Raw genomic sequence first — 15,732 nt, 5'->3', positions numbered from 1 at the left:
CTCGTGGTCGACCAGCCGCGGTCGACTCACCGCTCGCCGACGGTTGCCGTTTTGGGACAGGCACTCGGTGGTCGCTCGCCGTCTCGGTACAGCGGGTGTTCCCCGTTCGCCGCTGCCGGCTGCACCGTTCGTCTCTCTCAGTTGGCTGTGGTCGCCGCTTCAAAAACCCCGTCTGATCTGGGGATATCCGCTTCCATTCGAACGCGTGTTCGCATAGAATCAGGCCATGCCCTCTCGGACCCCTCGGCTGCTGCGCGACAGCGACGCCCTGCGCGCCGCGATGGCCGCGCGGGCTGCGGCCGAGCAGGCGGAGCGGGACGTCTTCATTGCCGCTGCGGACTGGGCGATCGCCCACGTGGCCGGCAGTGGCGACGTGGCGGGGTATGTGATCGACACCGGGATGATGCTCCCGCTCGCGGGTCCCGGGGCGCCGGAAGTGCAGGAGCACGCGGTCACCGAGTTCATCACCGCGCTCGGCATGACGCAACAGGCGGGCTCGTTCTACGTCGGTCACGCCCTCGAGGCGTGCGTGCGGCTGCCTCGGGTCTGGGCGCGGCTGCTGCGCGGCGAGCTGGCAGTGTGGCAGGTCCGGCGGATCACCGAGGACACCATCCCGCTCTCCGCCGAAGCCGCCGACCTGGTCGATGCCCGGATCGCCGCCTACGCCCACCAGGTCTCCCGCACCCAGATCTCGAACATCTGCCGGGTCGCGCAGGAGCACACCGATCCCGGCGAGGCGATCCTCCGTCAGGCTCGGGAGGCCGAGCACCGCCGGTTCGACGTGTGGCTCGGCCAGACGGGCTTCGACGGCACCGTCGACGTCTCCGCGATCCTCGACCAGCCCGACGCCGCCGACCTCGAACGCGCCATCGCAGCCCTCGCCGAGCAGCTGAAGAAGGCCGGCTCCGAGGACACGCTGAACGTCCGCCGCGCGAAGGCCGCCGGCATGCTCGCCCGCGGCGAACAGGCCCTCCCGCTCGAGGCCGGCACCCCCACTGCGGCGGCGGGTCCCTCTCACTCGCGGCATCTCACGCTCTACATCCACCTGTCGGTCGACGCCGTCACCGGCGCATTGGGCGACGTCGCTCGCAGTGAGGCGTCCCGCTCCCCGCTCGGCATCGACGTCATCAAGGCCTGGTGCCAGACCGCCGGCACCACCGTCACCGTCCGGCCGATCCTCGACGTCGCAGCCGAGCGGTACTCAGACGCGTACGAGGTGCCGGATCTGATGCGCGAGCAGATCATCCTGCGCGACCACACCTGCGTCTTCCCCTACTGCCGCAGGCCAGCGAGGTCCTGCGACGCCGACCACATCGACCCCTACGAGTCAGGCGGACCGACAGCCTCATCGAATCTGGCGCCGCTCTGCAGGAAGCACCACCGCCACAAGACCCACGACGGCTGGAGATACAAGCCAGCCGGACCCGACCAACCCGGCGTCTACCTCTGGCGCTCACCCCACGGCGTCCGATTCCGCCGCGACCGCCACGGCACCACCCTCACGGTGGTCGAGCCTGTCGAGACCCCCGAGCCCGACGGCGGTTGAGCCGCCTCCCGGTGGTTGAGCTTGTCGAAACCCCGGTCTCGACAAGCTCGACCACCGACAGCCCAGCTCGACCACCGACAGGCCCGCTCGACGACTTACAGGCCAGCTCGACCACCGCACGCACGGCCCGCAGCCCGACACCACCCGGTGATCGGGCTGCCGGCGCGCCCGACGGACAGCCGGGCGAGGGGACGCGAGGGTCAGGCGTCGGAGTCGCCCTCGGGCCGCGGGGCGGCGGGCGGGCGCTTGCGCAGCGCCTCGGCGAGGGAGGCGACGGTGGCGTCGTCGGGAGAGGCGGCGGCCTGGTTCGAGTCGCCGAGCTCCTGGAGCAGCTCGGCCCGGTTGACCGCGACCGAGCGCGGGGCGTCGATGCCGACCCGCACCACGTCGCCTCGGACCTCGAGGATCGTGATGGTGACGTCGTCCCCGATCACGACGCTCTCGCCGACGCGGCGGCTCAGGACCAGCATGCGGGGAACGCTACCCGTCCGAGCCACGCGTCGGGGCCGTCCCCCGCCGATCGACCGCCCGCCACCCACGGGTGGACCGGCGGTCGGCGGGCGCTCACAGCGGCAGTGCGGCGCGGATCGGCAGGTCGACGTCGTCGAGGATCACCTGGGCGGCCCGGCGCGAGACGGTGTCGATGACGACCGGCGCGAGCAGGTTGGCCGTGGTGTCGGCGAGCGACTCCCCGGCGTTGAGCACGACGAGCAGCAGGACGTCCGCGGCCGCGGCGATGCCGAGCTCGGCGACGACCGCGTCCGGGAGCTCCGGGGCGTAGCCGGGGAAGAACACCGCCGGCGGGACGACGAGGAACCGCAGCTCGGGGTCCTCGACGGAGCGCAGCGCGCACAGCACGCCGTCCTCGTCGAGCTGGACGAGGGCGAAGTCGTGGACGTCGGCGAAGCCGGCCATCGGCCGGACGAACGAGATCACCGGGACGGCGCTCTCGCTCACGGGCTCGGTCTCGGGAGCGGACGCGGAGACGGTCAGGGTCATGGACGAGGTCACCTCAGGAAGTCGATCAGACTGGGCTGCATCACCTTGGCCGTCGCGGAGAGCGCGGCCTGGTAGGCCACCTGCTGCATCTGCAGGTCGACCAGGGTCTTCGGCAGGTCGGCGTCCTCGACCTCCGAGAGGTTGGTCCGCAGAGCGACGAGGGCGTCCTTGCCCTTCTGCGAGGCCCCCTCGACGCGGTTGTACGCCGCGCCGACGGTGGCCTGAGCGGTCGTGATGGCGGACTGGCGGGCGCTCAACTTCGCCAGTCCGGTCTGCATGCCGGCCTGGTCCCCCGCCCGCAGGGCGGTGGACAGGTTGGCCAGGTCGTCGAAGATCGACGCCCCGTTCGGGCCGATCACGTCGAGCCCCGGCACGTCGACGCGCACCTGCACGCCGTCGGCGATGGTGCGCGTCACCTGCCCGGAGTCGCCGATGTAGGCGCCGGTCGCGGTGTCGAAGGCCGCCGAGCCCGACGTCGTGCCGCCGAAGATCGGACGACCGACGTAGGTGGTGTTGGCCTGCGAGATGAGGTCCTGGCGCAGCTGGTCGACCTCGACGGCGAGCGACTCCCGGGCGGCCTGCGACGACGAGCCGGTGCTGGCGCCCTGGAGGGCGAGCTCGCGGGCCCGACGGACCGTGCCGCCCATCGTGGAGAGCGTCGTGTCGGCGGTGTTGAGCCAGCCGATGCCGTTGTCGGCGTTGCGGACGTACCGCTGGGTGTCGGCGATCGCGACCCGCGTGCGCATCGAGGCGGTGGCGTCGGTCGGCGAGTCGGAGGCCCGGTTGACCACCTTGCCGGTGGAGAGCCGCTCCTGCAGGTCGTTGTACTTCGAGAGGCTCGACTGCAGATTGCGCAGCGACATCCCGACCATCATCGGCTGGGTCACGCGCACGGTGCTCATCGGGTGATCCCGGTGCGGTTGATCAGCGTGTCGAGGACGGCGTCGACCGTCGTCATCACCCGGGCCGCGGCCTCGTAGCCGCGCTGGGCGGTCATCATCGAGACCATCTCCTCGTCGAGGTTGACGCCGGAGAGCTGCTGCCGGGCGTTGTCGATCTGGGTGGTGAGCAGCCGCTGGGTCGCGCTCTGCCGCTTCACCGAGGCGACCTCGGTGCCGAAGCCGGTGACCAGGCGCTGGTAGTCGGCCTCCGCGGCGCCGCTCGTGCCGAGCCGGTCGGCGATCGAGCCGTCGAGCCCGCCGCCGGGCACCGACGAGGCCGCGAGCTTGGAGGCGTCCGTGATCGCGACGCTCAGCGAGGCCGCCTCGTCCCCGGGCGTGTAGGAGAAGACGGGGCCGCCGGCCGCGCCGGCCTTGTCGTAGCCGCTCTGGTGGACGGCGTTGACGGCGTCCGCCAGGCCCTTGGCCACGGCGTCGAGCCCCGCGCGGTAGGACGGCAGGGCGGTGGTGAGCAGGTCGGTGACGGCGCCGATCTCGCCGGAGAGCCCGGCGACGGGCGTCGTCGTCGCGCCGCTGACCACCGCCAGCGACACCGGGCTGCCGTCGGCGGTGCCGTCGGGGTTGACGCCGCCGGTGATCGCGAGCCGTGCGGCGTTCTGCCCGCTGACCAGCGACGCGCCGCCCACCACGACGTCGAGCCCGCCGTCGGCGCGCACCGTGGCGGTGCCGCCGGTGAGCTGGGCGAGCTTGAGACCGAGCTGGTCGCGCTGGTCGAGCAGGTTCGAGACGTCGACGCCGTCGAGCGAGGAGGCGGTGATCGTCCGGTTGGTGTCGGCGAGCTGGGCGGCGACGGTGTTGGCCTCGGAGACCGAGGAGAGCAGGTGGCTGCGCTGGTTGGCGGTCTCGGCCTCCAGCGCCCGCGACTGCGCGTGGACGGAGTCGGTGAGCGCGACGGCCGAGCTCAGCACCGTCTGCCGAGTCGCCGAGCCGCCGGGGTCGTTGGCGAGGTCGTGCCAGGCGGCCCGGAAGTCGGCCAGCGCGGCGGAGACGCCGTTGTCGCCGGGCTCGCCGATGCCGGTCTCGACGCGCTGCAGCACCGTGGCGCGCACGTCGAGGTACTGCTGGGTGCCGTACTGGGTGCGGGCGCGCGCGTCGAGGAGGTCGTCGTTGAGCCGCTGGACGCCCTTGGTCGAGACGCCGCCGCCCACGCCGTCGAAGCGCGACCACTGGGCCGGCGTCGACGGGGCGCCGATCGCCTCGCCGAGCACCCGACGCCGGGTGTAGCCCTCGGTGGTGACGTTCGCGATGTTGTTGGACGCCGTCTCCAGGGACGCCTGCGTGTAGCGCAGCGCGGTGAGCGCGGTGTTGAGCGAGCCGAACGAGCCGACCATCACAGGCTCCGGTCGACCAGGCGCGGGCCGGCGGGGCCGCCGACGACGCTGCCGTCGTGGGCGTAGCCCTGCTTGTCGTCGCTCAGCGCGAGCAGCGTCTCGCGCGCGGAGCGGTAGCCGGCGGAGATCAGCTCGCGGTTCGCGTCGGCCATCGCGCTGATCCGTCCGGTGACGGCGTGGAAGGCCTCTCGGTGGTCGAGCAGGATCGTGTGCCACGGCTCCTCGCACGCCTCGGCCAGAGCGGAGAGCGACGGGTTCGGCGGGAGGCCCACCAGCGAGGCGGCCTCGTCCGCGGCGACGGCGCGCAGCACCTCGGTCTCGCGCAGCGTCTCGAGGGTCTGCTCGACCTCGCGCGCGGCCCGCATGAGCCACGTGGTGCGGCCGCTGGCCATGACCAGCTGCTCGACCTCCAGCCGGTACAGCAGCAGCTCGAGCAGGTCACGCTCGCGCCACAGGACCTGGGAGAGCTTCTCCACGTCCGTCATCCTCCTCGCCTCGGCCAGGCGCCCGGTCGCCTGATGCCCCTCCTCATCGGCGTCCGACGGGAGCACCTGAGGGTTCCTGCGCCCTGCCCGTCCGTCGTCCCGGCACCGGCTGCGCGACCTCCCCTCGGTCGGGCCATCGGGACCCCTCGCGACGTCGATCGAACGAACCGGATAGTCACAACGGGTGGTTCCTCATCTTTTCCTTAGGTCCGGCGATGTGTCCCGGTGCACAGTCAAGGCGTCGGGTCAGGGAGGGCTCGACACATGCACTGCAAGGGGGGAACTGCGATGCGACTCATCACCGAGACCACTCGCACCACGGGCGCCGGCCGCCGGCTCGACGCCACCAGCACCACCGCGACCGGGGAGGGTCAGCGGTGAGCGCGACCGAGCGGACGGAGGCCATGGGGGCCGACCGTCCCGCGTTCGACAACGTCGAGCACCTGCCGAGCCCGGCCGACATCGACGAGATGGTCGTCGCCCACATGGGCCTGGTCTCGCACATCGTGCGGGAGACCATGAGCCGGGTGCCGGCGCACGTCAGCCGCGACGACCTGCACTCCGCGGGTCTGACCGCGCTGGTCAAGGCCGCCCGCGCCTTCGAGCCCGGCCGCGGCGTGCCCTTCACCCGCTACGCCGCCAGCCGCATCCGCGGCGCGATCCTCGACGAGCTGCGCGGCATCGACTGGGCCTCGCGCTCGGTGCGGCGCCGCGGTCGCGACCTCGACGAGGCCCGCACCCGGCTCGCCGCCCGGCTCGGCCGCGTCCCGGAGAACCACGAGGTCGCCGCCGACCTGGGCATCTCGGTCGCCGAGGTCGAGTCCAACGACGGCGACGTCGCCCGCGCCAACGTGCTCTCGCTGCAGGGCGGGGCGGAGACGCCGTTCGAGGAGCTGCTGGTCAGCGACGGCCCGACGCCGGAGGAGCTGGTCGAGCACCGCGAGCGCCTCGCCTACCTGGTCGACGCGATCGAGGAGCTGCCCGAGCGGCTGCGCCTGGTCGTCCGGGAGTACTTCCTGGCCGAGCGGCCGATGGCCGAGATCGCCGCGACCCTCGGGGTCACCGAGTCGCGGGTCTCGCAGATCCGCGCCGAGGCGCTCGTCCTGCTGCGCGACGCGATGAACTCCGCGCTCGACCCGGCCCTCGTGCCGGCCCACCCGCGTCCGGACGGCTGCGCGGCCCAGCGTCGCGCCGCCTACTTCGAGGCCGTCGCCGCCCGGCACGCCTCGCACCGGCACACCCCCGTCGTCACCCGACGACTGCACCCCACGGGCTGACTCCCACGAGGGCGTCCGGCTCATCCCCAGCCGTCGGAGGTCCTCGAGCGCCGAGCACCGGCAGCACCCAGCACCACCCAGCACCACCCGCACCACGCATCGTCTGCACAGCCCCTGCAGACCGAGGGCCCGGTGCCGCTCCTCCGGGGGAGCGGTTCCGGGCCCTCGGCGCGTGTGCGGCCGAGAGGTCCAGACCGGTCCAGACCGGTCCCACGAATGTCCGGCCGAACGCCTCAGGTGTCCGGCCGAGCAGCCGAACAGCACGACGTGAGCCCACGGACGGGCTCTAGTCGGATCCAGATCACCAGGAGGGAACCATCATGGGTCTTCGCATCAACACCAACACCGACGCGTTCAACAGCTACCGCAACCTGTCGGTCACCCAGGGCCAGATGAGCAAGTCGCTGGAGAAGCTCTCCAGCGGCTTCCGGATCAACCGGGCCGCCGACGACGCCGCCGGCCTGGCCATCTCCGAGGGCCTGCGCTCGCAGGTCGGTGGCCTCAAGCAGGCCGTCCGCAACGCGCAGGACGGCATCTCCGTCGTCCAGACCGCTGAGGGCGCGCTGACCGAGGTCCACTCGATCCTGCAGCGTGTGCGCGACCTGTCGGTGCAGGCCGGCAACGACTCCAACAGCGCCGACGCCCGCGCCAACATCAAGACCGAGATCGACTCCCTCGGCGACGAGCTCACCCGCATCGGCGACTCGACCAACTTCAACGGCACCAAGCTGCTCGACGGCTCCGCGACCGCCCTCACCTTCCAGGTGGGCGCCAGCGACCAGGCCGCCGAGTCCCAGGTGGCGGTGAACCTCTCGGGCGCCGACGTCAAGGCGATCGGCACCGCGGTCAAGGCCCTGGACGTCTCCAGCGCCGCGAACTCGCTGACCTCGCTGACCTCGGTCGACACGCAGATCAAGACGGTCTCCACCGAGCGCGCCAAGCTCGGTGCCGTCCAGAACCGCTTCGAGCACACGATCAACAGCCTCAACGTCGCCGTGGAGAACCTCTCGGCGTCGGAGAGCCGGATCCGCGACACCGACATGGCGCAGGAGATGATGTCCTTCACCCGGGCCAACATCCTCTCGCAGGCCGGCACCGCGATGCTCGCGCAGGCCAACTCGGCCCCGCAGAGCGTGCTCCAGCTGCTGCGTGGCTGATCGGCCCTCGCAGCCGCGAGGCTGAACGGCTCGACGACGAGTGCTCCCGGACCGAGCCGCGGCCCCGGGGGCGGGACGACCTCCCGCCCCCGGGGCCCGCCGTCGTTTCCGACCCCACCCCGCTCCCGACCCCACCACCACCGATCGGAGGATGAGCGATGGGCGCCACCATCAGCGGTCTGTCCAGCGGGCTGGACACCGCCTCGATCGTCAACCAGCTCATGCAGGTCGAGGCGCAGCCCCAGACCCAGCTCAAGGCCAAGGTCACCGACCAGCAGAGGCTGCTGACCGCCCTGCAGGGGCTCAACGCCAAGTTCGCGTCCCTCACCACGGCCGCCGAGGGCCTGGCCAAGCCGGGCGGACTCGCGACGCTGACCGCGACGTCCTCGAGCACCTCGATCACCGCCTCGGCCACCGGCTCGGCCGCCCCGACGACGCTGTCGGTCACCGTCACCAGCGTCGCCCGCAGCCACCAGCTCGGCTTCACCGAGGCGCACGCCCTGACCGACCGGGTCACCGTGCCGGCCACGCAGGTGACCCTCGACCGGTTCGACGGCTCGCCCGTCGTCCTCGAGACCGGCGACGGCACCCTGCAGGGGCTGGTCAACGCGATCAACCTCACCGCCAACGACACCGGCCTGCGCGCCACCACGATCAAGGTCGCCGACGGCTCCTACAAGCTGATGGTCACCTCGGTCGCGACCGGCGCGGCCTCCGACTTCGCCCTCACCCAGACCGACGGCTCGCCGCTGCTCGGCGGCGCGTCCGTGGTGGCGGGCTCCGACGCGAAGATCGACCTCGGCTCGGGCATCGTGGCGACCTCCTCGTCGAACACCTTCACCGACCTGCTGCCCGGCGTCGCCGTGACGCTCAAGCCGGACGCGGCCGTCGGCACCACCGCGACGATCTCGGTCGCGCGCGACGCCGACGCCGTCGCCAAGTCGGTGAAGTCGATGGTCGACTCGGTCAACGACATCCTCAAGACCATCGACTCCGGATCGGCGTACAACGCCAGCACGAAGACCGCCGGCGTGCTGATGGGCGAGTCGACGGTGCGCGACCTGCGCGACCGGCTGCTCGACGCCGTCTACCCCGCGGGCGGCGCCGCGTCCCTGGCGTCCGTGGGCATCCAGGTGAGCCGCGACGGCACCCTGAGCTTCGACGCCACCGCCTTCAGCCAGGCCTACGCCGCCGACCCCGCGAAGGTCGCCACCGCCATCGACTCGACCGGCGGCGGCTTCGCCGAGCGGGTGCGCGCGATGGCCAAGAGCGCCTCCAACACCACCGACGGCGTGCTCACCCAGGCGATCAGCGGACAGAACTCCGAACTCAAGCGCCTGAACGACTCGATTGCCGACTGGGATGACCGATTGGCACTGCGACGCACGAGCCTCGAGCGGCAGTTCACGGCCCTCGAGACCGCGCTGAACCAGATGCAGAGCCAGTCCAACTGGCTCTCGGGCCAGCTCAGCAAGCTCTGACCGACCTGCACCGCCACCCCGTCCCGCTCATCACCGCCAAGGAGGGCACCCGATGAACCTCAACCCCCGCGCCGCATACATGGATGCATCGGTCGCGACCGCGAGCCCCGCCCGGCTCCTCGTCATGCTCTACGAGCGCCTCGTCCTCGACGTGACCCGCGCCCTCGAGGCGCAGCGCTCCGGCGACCTGCAGGAGGCGCACCGGCAGCTCGTGCACGCCCAGGACATCGTGCTGGAGCTGCGCTCCAGCCTGCGGGTCGAGGAGTGGGACGGCGCCCCGCAGCTGGCGTCCATCTACGACTTCCTGCACCTCCAGCTCGTCCGCGCCAACATCGGCAAGGACGCCGACCTCACCGAGGCCTGCCTCGCGCTCGTGACCGACTTGTGCGCCACCTGGCGCGAGGCCGCCGTCGCCTCGATGAACAACGTGGCCTGAGCCGCGCCGTCGCGAGAGCCCGACCGTGCCCGACACCGACGCCGCGCGCCTGACCGCCTGGCAGGTGAGCCTCGATCGCATCGAGCTCGACGTGATCCGCGCCGAGCGGGCTCTCGCCGCCGGGACGCTCCTGGTCAGCGACCCCTGGGACGTCCCGGCCGACCACGGCCCCCTGCCCCCGGCGCTGCGCGACCGGGCGCAGGCCCTGCACGAGCGTCAGCTCGCCGTGCTCGAGCGGATCGCCGCCACCCTCGGCACCACCGTGCGACAGCAGGCGCTGGTCGACGCCGTCAGCCGCACCGCCGTCTCGGATCGCACGCGGCCGGTGTACGTGGACCAGCGGTTCTGAGCGGCGCAGGTTTCCCCGGATATCCGGGGAAACCGGACGTTGTCAGGGAAAGTTTCGCCTGACAACGTCCAGATTCCCCTGACCAGTCCCGCTCCGAGCCACTCCGATGGGCCCTGCGGCCGGCGTCAGGACGCGGCGGCCACCAGGAAGCCGGCGTCACGCAGCCGGGCGACGACCTGCTCGGAGTGCTCGGCGCCCCGGGTCTCGAGGCTCAGCGCCACCTCGACCTCGTCGACGCCCAGCCGCGGCGAGACCCGCTCGTGGACGACCTCGAGCACGTTGGCGCCCGACCCGCCGACCTCGGTGAGCAGGCCGGCCAGGCCGCCCGGGACGTCCGGGATCGTGACCGCCAGGTGGAGGTAGCGCCCCGCGGCGGCCATGCCGTGGCGGATGACCTTGCCGAGCAGCAGGGGGTCGATGTTGCCGCCGGAGACGACCGCGACGACGGGGCCGGCGAAGGCGCCGGGGCGGTCGAGGATCGCGGCGACCGCGGCGGCGCCGGCCGGCTCGGCGACCAGCTTCTCGCGCTCGGCCAGCGCCAGGACGGCCCGGGCCAGCGAGTCCTCGGTGACCGTCAGCACGTCGTCGACGTGGTCGCGCACCGCCGGGAAGGTGAGGTCGCCCGGCAGGCCGACCGCGATGCCGTCGGCCATGGTGCGCATCTGCTCCAGCGGCGTGGGGCGTCCGCGCTCGAGCGAGCCGGGGTAGGCGGCGGCGTTCTTCGCCTGCACGCCGACGACCGAGACGTCGGGACGGTGCGCCTTGAGCGCCAGCGCGATGCCGGCCAGGAGTCCCCCGCCGCCGGTCGGGACGACGACCGTGGCGGCGTCGGGCACCTGCTCGAGCAGCTCGAGCGCGACGGTGCCCTGGCCGGCGATGACGTCGAGGTGGTCGAAGGGGTGGATCAGGACGGCGCCGGTGGCCTCCGCGTGCGCCCGGGCTGCGGCGAGCGCCTGCTCGAGGTAGGTGCCGGCGAAGACGACGTCGGCGCCGTAGCCGCGGGTGGCGCGCTCCTTGGGCAGCGGCGCGCCCTCGGGCATGAACACCGTCGCCGGGATGCCGAGCAGCTGCGCGGCCAGGGCGACGCCCTGGGCGTGGTTGCCGGCCGAGGCGGCCACCACGCCGCGGGCCCGCTCCTCGGGGCTCAGCCGGCTGATGCGCAGGTAGGCGCCGCGGATCTTGAACGAGCCGGTGCGCTGGAGGTTCTCGCACTTGAGCACGGCCGGGACGCCCGCGACCTCGGTGAGCAGGCGCGACTCGGTGACGGGCGTGCGCAGGACGACGTCGCTCAGCTCCTCGCGGGCGCGGGAGAAGTCGTCGGCGGTGAGGGTGCCGGGCTCCAGCGGCGGGACGCTCATGCCGGCTCCGGGGCGCCGGCGGGGCCGTCGAGCGGCGGGACGCGGCCCTCCGCCTCGTCGTCGGCCTCGAGCAGGCGGCGTCCGGCCAGAGCCACGGAGTCGTTGCGCTCGGCGTAGTCGTCGGCCAGGCGCTCCTCGGCGTCGTGGCCGTCGCCGGCGTCGGAGTAGGCCGCCAGGTGGACGCAGACCGCGTTGACGGCCGCCACGAGCGGCACCGCCACCAGCGCCCCGGCGACGCCGGCCACCAGCACGCCGGTGGCGATCGCGATGATCACGCCGAGCGGGTGCACCGACACCCACCGGCCCATCAGGAACGGCTGCAGCACGTGCGCCTCGAGCTGCTGCACCGCGACGATCACGCCGAGCATGATCAGCGCGGTCACCGGGCCCTGCGCGACCAGCGCGACCAGCACCGCGGCCGCGCCCGCGACCGTGGCGCCGATCAGCGGCACGAACGCGCCGAGGAACACCACCACCCCGATCGCGAGCACGAACGGGACGCCGAGCACGGCCGCCCCGATCGCGATGCCGAGGGCGTCGACGGCCGCGACGATCACCGTGGCCCGCACGAACTGCACCAGCGAGATCCACGCGACCCGGCCCGAGGAGTCGACCTGCGCGCGAGCCGCGCGGGGCGTCAGGCGCACGGTCCACGACCAGATGCGCTCGCCCTGGGCGAGGAAGAAGTAGGTGGAGAACAGCACGATGAAGAAGCCGGCCAGGATGTGGCTGACGGCGGTGGTGACCTCGCTGGTGCGCTGCAGGATCTGGGCGCCGTCGGAGTTGCGCTGCAGGGCGTCCTGCGCCTGCTGCAGGTAGGCGTTGATCTGGGAGTCGCTGGCGTTGAGCGGACCGTCGCGCAGCCAGTCGCGGATCTCCTGGATGCCGCCGGCGGCCTGCGCCGCGAGGTCGCCGGCGCCGTCGGCGATCTGCTGCCCCGCGAGGGTCAGGAGAGCCGCGATCGCCGCGATCATGCCGGCCACCACCAGCAGGGACGCCGGGCCCCGGGGCACCCCGACGCGCCGCAGGGCGTCGACGACGGGCACCAGGAGGGCCGCGAGCAGGAGCGCGATCGCGACCGGCAGGACGACGACCGAGAGCTGCGCGACCAGCCACAGCAGCAGACCGAGGGCCGCGGCCATGATCAGCAGGCGCCACGACCACGCGACCGCGATCTCGACGCCGCGGGGCACCGTCTCGGCGGGGGTCGGCCGCGCGTCGACGCGTGGCACGGGCGGCACCTGCGGCGTCAGCCGACGCTCGCGCTCGTCGCGGAGCGCGGCCCACTGCGAGGCCAGCCGGTGGCCGAGGCCGCCGGCCGGGGCCTCGCCCACGCCGACGGCCACGCCGGCGGGCGGGTCGACGCGCGGCGCCTCCGAGATCGGATCCGGGAGGACCGGACGGTCACGCTCGCTCACGCCGCCACGCTAGGGCATCGCACCGACGCGCCGTCGACCGCGCGGGCCCGCCCTGGCGGGCGGGTGAGGTCGCGCGTAGGCACGGGCCCGGGGATCAGGCCAGCGCCTGCTCGAGGTCGGCGACCAGGTCGGCCGCGGTCTCGATGCCGACGCTGAGCCGGATCAGGTCGTCGGGGACCTCGAGGTCGGTGCCGGCGACGCTCGCGTGCGTCATGCGTCCGGGGTGCTCGATCAGGCTCTCGACGCCGCCGAGGGACTCCCCCAGCGTGAACACCTCGGTGCGCTCGCAGACCTTCAGCGCCTGCTCGACCCCGCCCGTCACCCGGAACGAGACCATGCCGCCGAAGCGACGCATCTGCCGCGCCGCGACCGCGTGGCCGGGGTGCTCGGGCAGGCCCGGGTAGATCACCTCGGAGACCTGCGGGTGCGCGGCGAGGAAGGCGACGACCCGCTCGGCGTTGTCGCTGTGCCGCTCCATCCGCAGCGCCAGCGTCTTCAGGCCGCGCAGCGTGAGCCAGGCGTCGAACGGCCCGGCCACCGCGCCCATGGCGTTCTGGTGGAAGGCGACCCGCTCGGCGACCTCCTCGTCGCGGACGACCAGGGCGCCGCCCACGACGTCGGAGTGCCCGCCGACGTACTTGGTGGTGGAGTGCACGACGACGTCGGCGCCGAGCCGCAGCGGCTGCTGCAGGTAGGGCGAGGCGAACGTGTTGTCGACGACCAGCAGCGCGCCGGCCTCGTGGGCGACCCCGGCGAGCGCCTCGAGGTCGCCGATGGTGAGCATGGGGTTGGTCGGCGTCTCGACCCACACGACCTTCGTGCGCCCGGGGACGATCGCGGCGCGCACGGCGTCGACGTCGCTGACCGGCGCCGGGCTGTGCTCCAGCCCCCACGGGCGGGCCACCTTGTCGAAGAGGCGGAAGGTGCCGCCGTAGGCGTCGTCGGGGATGACGACGTGGTCGCCCGGCGCGCACACCGCGCGGAGCAGGGCGTCCTCGGCGGCGAGCCCGGACGCGAACGCGAACCCGGCCACGCCCTCCTCCAGCGCCGCGATCGCGCCCTCGAGCGCGGTGCGGGTCGGGTTGGCGGAGCGGGAGTACTCGTAGCCCCCGCGCAGGCCGCCGACGCCGTCCTGCTTGTAGGTGGAGGTGGCGTAGATGGGCGGGATCACCGCGCCGGTGGTGGGGTCGGGCTCGTAGCCGGCGTGGATGGCGCGGGTCTCGAAGCCGTGGTGGTCGTGCTGGTAGGCCGTCACGCCCGCGAGGGTAGTCCGATCGGGAACGTCCGGCGTCCCCCGCGTGTTGAGCAGGGTGTCACCGACCCCGAGGAGGTCTCCCATGTTCTTCGCGCGCAAGCAGACGTCGCTCGTCGACCCCGCCCGCACGCTCCCCGGCCGCACGCAGCGGTCGTTCCCCCTGGCCGAGAAGCACGTCGTCCTCGGCACCCCGCTCGACGCGACCCCCGGCGACTGCACCACCCCCGAGGGCTACGAGGTGGCCGTCTTCGGCCTCGGCTGCTTCTGGGGCGCCGAGGAGATCTACTGGCAGCTGCCGGGCGTCTGGTCGACCTCGGTCGGCTACGCCGGCGGCACGACCCCGAACCCCTCCTACGAGGAGGTCTGCTCGGGCATGACGAACCACACCGAGGCCGTGCGCATCGTCTTCGACCCCGCCAAGGTGGCCTACGCCGACCTGGTCAAGCTCTTCTTCGAGGTGCACGACCCGACGCAGGGCATGCGGCAGGGCAACGACGTCGGCACGCAGTACCGCTCGGCGATCTACTGGACGACGCCTGAGCAGGAGGCGGTCGCCCGCGAGCTCACTGACGTCTACGGCGCCGAGCTGGCCCGCCGCGGCCTCGGCGAGATCACCACCGAGATCCGTCAGGCGCCGACGTACTACTTCGCCGAGGACCACCACCAGCAGTACCTGCACAAGGTGCCGCACGGCTACCGGTGCCACGCCAACACCGGCGTGAAGTTCCCGACGCTCACCTGAGCGCTGCTCAACTCGACGCCCGGCTGCCTGATGGTGGCCGGGCGTCGTGCGTTGTCGACGGCCTTCGACATGCTCAGGCCGTGCTGCCTGGCTTTGACGACCAGCCGGCCGGACATGGCGGCGCACCGGGTCGGGCCACGCGCTTCGCCGTGACGCGCGGGTCAGATCTCGCCGGCGGCGGGCCCGTCCGGACCGGTGCTCAGGCTCGGCAGGTCATCGCCGGGATCGAGCATGGCTGCGAGGTCGGAGCGTGTCCCGATCAGGACAAACGTGGTTTCGTCGTCACGTCCACTGCTTGGCCCCCGGAGCGACACCGCCGCCATGGACTCGCCCGCGTCCATGCGGCGCGCGATCGCAGGCGCTCGTCGCCGCTGCATGTGGGCGAACGTGCTCGACGAGTCTGGGGAGCATGGCCACGGCGTTCTTGTCGTGCGGGTTCTCCGGCTCGCGCACGAGTTCGATCCATCTCCCCATGCGGAGGTCCGCACGTCGGTACGCCTTCAGATAGTGGTCCGATCCCCTGGCGTATGACGTGTACAGCCTGAGAGAGCGAAGTCCCGGACCCTTCGGATTGATGAGGCCGCCGCCGTCGACAGGCGACCAAACTGCCAGCGTATCGCCGGCGTCGACGAGCCGAAGGTCCGCGGAGCCGTCACCCCGGCGGTTCAGATAGCGGCGCTCATCGACCTTGGCGACGTAGTCGATGCGGGAGAGGACGGGACGCTCGGCGACTGCGAGGTCCTCGTCCTCCTCGACGCTGGGCCAGGACGAATCGGACCCGTCGACCACGAAGGTCTCCTCCGCCATCCGTCGCGCATCTTCCTCGATCTGCTCCATCATCCGGGTGGCCTCGGCCTCGAGTTCGCGGCGGAGAAGCTGCTCATCGGATGCCCGGACGAGGGTCGAGGAGGTGGGCGACACCCGAGGGGCAGCAGGAGC

At 72.7% G+C, this 15,732-nt stretch carries 16 protein-coding genes; 7 read left to right on the top strand and 9 right to left on the bottom strand.

Annotation, left to right across the window (positions count from 1 at the left end):
* Positions 1-226 precede the first annotated feature (226 nt).
* Entirely contained in the window at positions 227-1,546 is a 1,320-nt protein-coding gene (locus K8Z61_RS16820; protein WP_224131223.1) for an HNH endonuclease signature motif containing protein, read from the top strand.
* A 200-nt stretch (positions 1,547-1,746) separates the two neighbouring features.
* Here the strand turns inward: K8Z61_RS16820 and csrA are convergent, their stop codons facing one another.
* The 5 genes from csrA to flgN all read right to left on the bottom strand — a co-directional run bounded on the left by csrA (position 1,747) and on the right by flgN (position 5,320).
* Positions 1,747-2,016, bottom strand: a complete 270-nt coding sequence (gene csrA / locus K8Z61_RS19125; RefSeq protein ID WP_263431244.1) for a carbon storage regulator CsrA — start codon at positions 2,014-2,016, stop codon at positions 1,747-1,749.
* Positions 2,017-2,110: 94 nt separating this feature from the next.
* The gene (gene fliW / locus K8Z61_RS16810) at positions 2,111-2,557 is read right to left on the bottom strand and encodes a flagellar assembly protein FliW (RefSeq protein ID WP_224131222.1); all 447 of its coding nucleotides are present in this window, start codon (positions 2,555-2,557) and stop codon (positions 2,111-2,113) included.
* Positions 2,554-3,447 carry a flagellar hook-associated protein FlgL gene (gene flgL / locus K8Z61_RS16805; RefSeq protein WP_224131220.1) on the bottom strand — a complete coding sequence of 298 codons (894 nt, stop codon included), beginning with the start codon at positions 3,445-3,447 and terminating at the stop codon, positions 2,554-2,556. Before flgL ends, fliW begins: the two co-directional genes overlap by 4 nt.
* Positions 3,444-4,835, bottom strand: a complete 1,392-nt coding sequence (flgK, locus tag K8Z61_RS16800; protein WP_224131219.1) for a flagellar hook-associated protein FlgK — start codon at positions 4,833-4,835, stop codon at positions 3,444-3,446. Before flgK ends, flgL begins: the two co-directional genes overlap by 4 nt.
* Positions 4,835-5,320 carry a flagellar export chaperone FlgN gene (gene flgN / locus K8Z61_RS16795; protein ID WP_224131218.1) on the bottom strand — a complete coding sequence of 162 codons (486 nt, stop codon included), beginning with the start codon at positions 5,318-5,320 and terminating at the stop codon, positions 4,835-4,837. Before flgN ends, flgK begins: the two co-directional genes overlap by 1 nt.
* A 377-nt stretch (positions 5,321-5,697) precedes the next feature.
* Here flgN and K8Z61_RS16790 point away from each other — a divergent pair, with 377 nt between their 5' ends.
* From K8Z61_RS16790 to K8Z61_RS16770, 5 genes are all read left to right on the top strand, one after another.
* Positions 5,698-6,597, top strand: coding sequence for a sigma-70 family RNA polymerase sigma factor (locus K8Z61_RS16790; protein WP_224131216.1), 900 nt, complete (start codon positions 5,698-5,700; stop codon positions 6,595-6,597).
* A 320-nt stretch (positions 6,598-6,917) separates the two neighbouring features.
* Positions 6,918-7,754, top strand: coding sequence for a flagellin (locus K8Z61_RS16785; protein ID WP_224131213.1), 837 nt, complete (start codon positions 6,918-6,920; stop codon positions 7,752-7,754).
* Positions 7,755-7,912: 158 nt separating this feature from the next.
* Positions 7,913-9,235, top strand: coding sequence for a flagellar filament capping protein FliD (gene fliD, locus K8Z61_RS16780; protein WP_224131211.1), 1,323 nt, complete (start codon positions 7,913-7,915; stop codon positions 9,233-9,235).
* A gap of 52 nt (positions 9,236-9,287) precedes the next feature.
* The gene (gene fliS, locus K8Z61_RS16775) at positions 9,288-9,671 is read left to right on the top strand and encodes a flagellar export chaperone FliS (protein WP_224131209.1); all 384 of its coding nucleotides are present in this window, start codon (positions 9,288-9,290) and stop codon (positions 9,669-9,671) included.
* A 25-nt stretch (positions 9,672-9,696) separates the two neighbouring features.
* Complete coding sequence (locus K8Z61_RS16770) at positions 9,697-10,020, top strand: hypothetical protein (RefSeq protein ID WP_224131207.1); 324 nt, start codon at positions 9,697-9,699, stop codon at positions 10,018-10,020.
* Positions 10,021-10,145: 125 nt separating this feature from the next.
* On the opposite strand, the gene ilvA is transcribed toward K8Z61_RS16770, so the two are convergent.
* From ilvA to K8Z61_RS16755, 3 genes are all read right to left on the bottom strand, one after another.
* Complete coding sequence (gene ilvA / locus K8Z61_RS16765) at positions 10,146-11,378, bottom strand: threonine ammonia-lyase (protein WP_224131205.1); 1,233 nt, start codon at positions 11,376-11,378, stop codon at positions 10,146-10,148.
* Positions 11,375-12,796, bottom strand: a complete 1,422-nt coding sequence (locus K8Z61_RS16760) for an AI-2E family transporter (protein WP_224131203.1) — start codon at positions 12,794-12,796, stop codon at positions 11,375-11,377. Before K8Z61_RS16760 ends, ilvA begins: the two co-directional genes overlap by 4 nt.
* A 94-nt stretch (positions 12,797-12,890) precedes the next feature.
* The gene (locus K8Z61_RS16755; RefSeq protein ID WP_224131201.1) at positions 12,891-14,051 is read right to left on the bottom strand and encodes a cystathionine gamma-synthase; all 1,161 of its coding nucleotides are present in this window, start codon (positions 14,049-14,051) and stop codon (positions 12,891-12,893) included.
* An 82-nt stretch (positions 14,052-14,133) separates the two neighbouring features.
* On the opposite strand from K8Z61_RS16755, the gene msrA reads away from it, so the two are divergent.
* Positions 14,134-14,793, top strand: a complete 660-nt coding sequence (gene msrA, locus K8Z61_RS16750; RefSeq protein ID WP_224131199.1) for a peptide-methionine (S)-S-oxide reductase MsrA — start codon at positions 14,134-14,136, stop codon at positions 14,791-14,793.
* Between the two features lie 282 nt (positions 14,794-15,075).
* On the opposite strand, the gene K8Z61_RS16745 is transcribed toward msrA, so the two are convergent.
* Complete coding sequence (locus K8Z61_RS16745) at positions 15,076-15,714, bottom strand: hypothetical protein (protein ID WP_224131197.1); 639 nt, start codon at positions 15,712-15,714, stop codon at positions 15,076-15,078.
* Positions 15,715-15,732 lie beyond the last annotated feature (18 nt).

Source organism: Nocardioides sp. TRM66260-LWL, from assembly GCF_020075545.1.
GTDB lineage: Bacteria > Actinomycetota > Actinomycetes > Propionibacteriales > Nocardioidaceae > Nocardioides.
This window is presented reverse-complemented; position numbering and strand designations above follow the sequence as displayed.

Coding starts and splice junctions, on each gene's coding strand:
- K8Z61_RS16785 (WP_224131213.1), top strand. CDS start 6,918: ATGGGTCTTCGCATCAACACCAACACCGACGCGTTCAACAGCTACCGC.
- flgN (WP_224131218.1), bottom strand. CDS start 5,320: ATGACGGACGTGGAGAAGCTCTCCCAGGTCCTGTGGCGCGAGCGTGAC.
- msrA (WP_224131199.1), top strand. CDS start 14,134: ATGTTCTTCGCGCGCAAGCAGACGTCGCTCGTCGACCCCGCCCGCACG.
- ilvA (WP_224131205.1), bottom strand. CDS start 11,378: ATGAGCGTCCCGCCGCTGGAGCCCGGCACCCTCACCGCCGACGACTTC.
- fliD (WP_224131211.1), top strand. CDS start 7,913: ATGGGCGCCACCATCAGCGGTCTGTCCAGCGGGCTGGACACCGCCTCG.
- K8Z61_RS16820 (WP_224131223.1), top strand. CDS start 227: ATGCCCTCTCGGACCCCTCGGCTGCTGCGCGACAGCGACGCCCTGCGC.
- csrA (WP_263431244.1), bottom strand. CDS start 2,016: ATGCTGGTCCTGAGCCGCCGCGTCGGCGAGAGCGTCGTGATCGGGGAC.
- flgL (WP_224131220.1), bottom strand. CDS start 3,447: ATGAGCACCGTGCGCGTGACCCAGCCGATGATGGTCGGGATGTCGCTG.
- fliS (WP_224131209.1), top strand. CDS start 9,288: ATGAACCTCAACCCCCGCGCCGCATACATGGATGCATCGGTCGCGACC.
- flgK (WP_224131219.1), bottom strand. CDS start 4,835: ATGGTCGGCTCGTTCGGCTCGCTCAACACCGCGCTCACCGCGCTGCGC.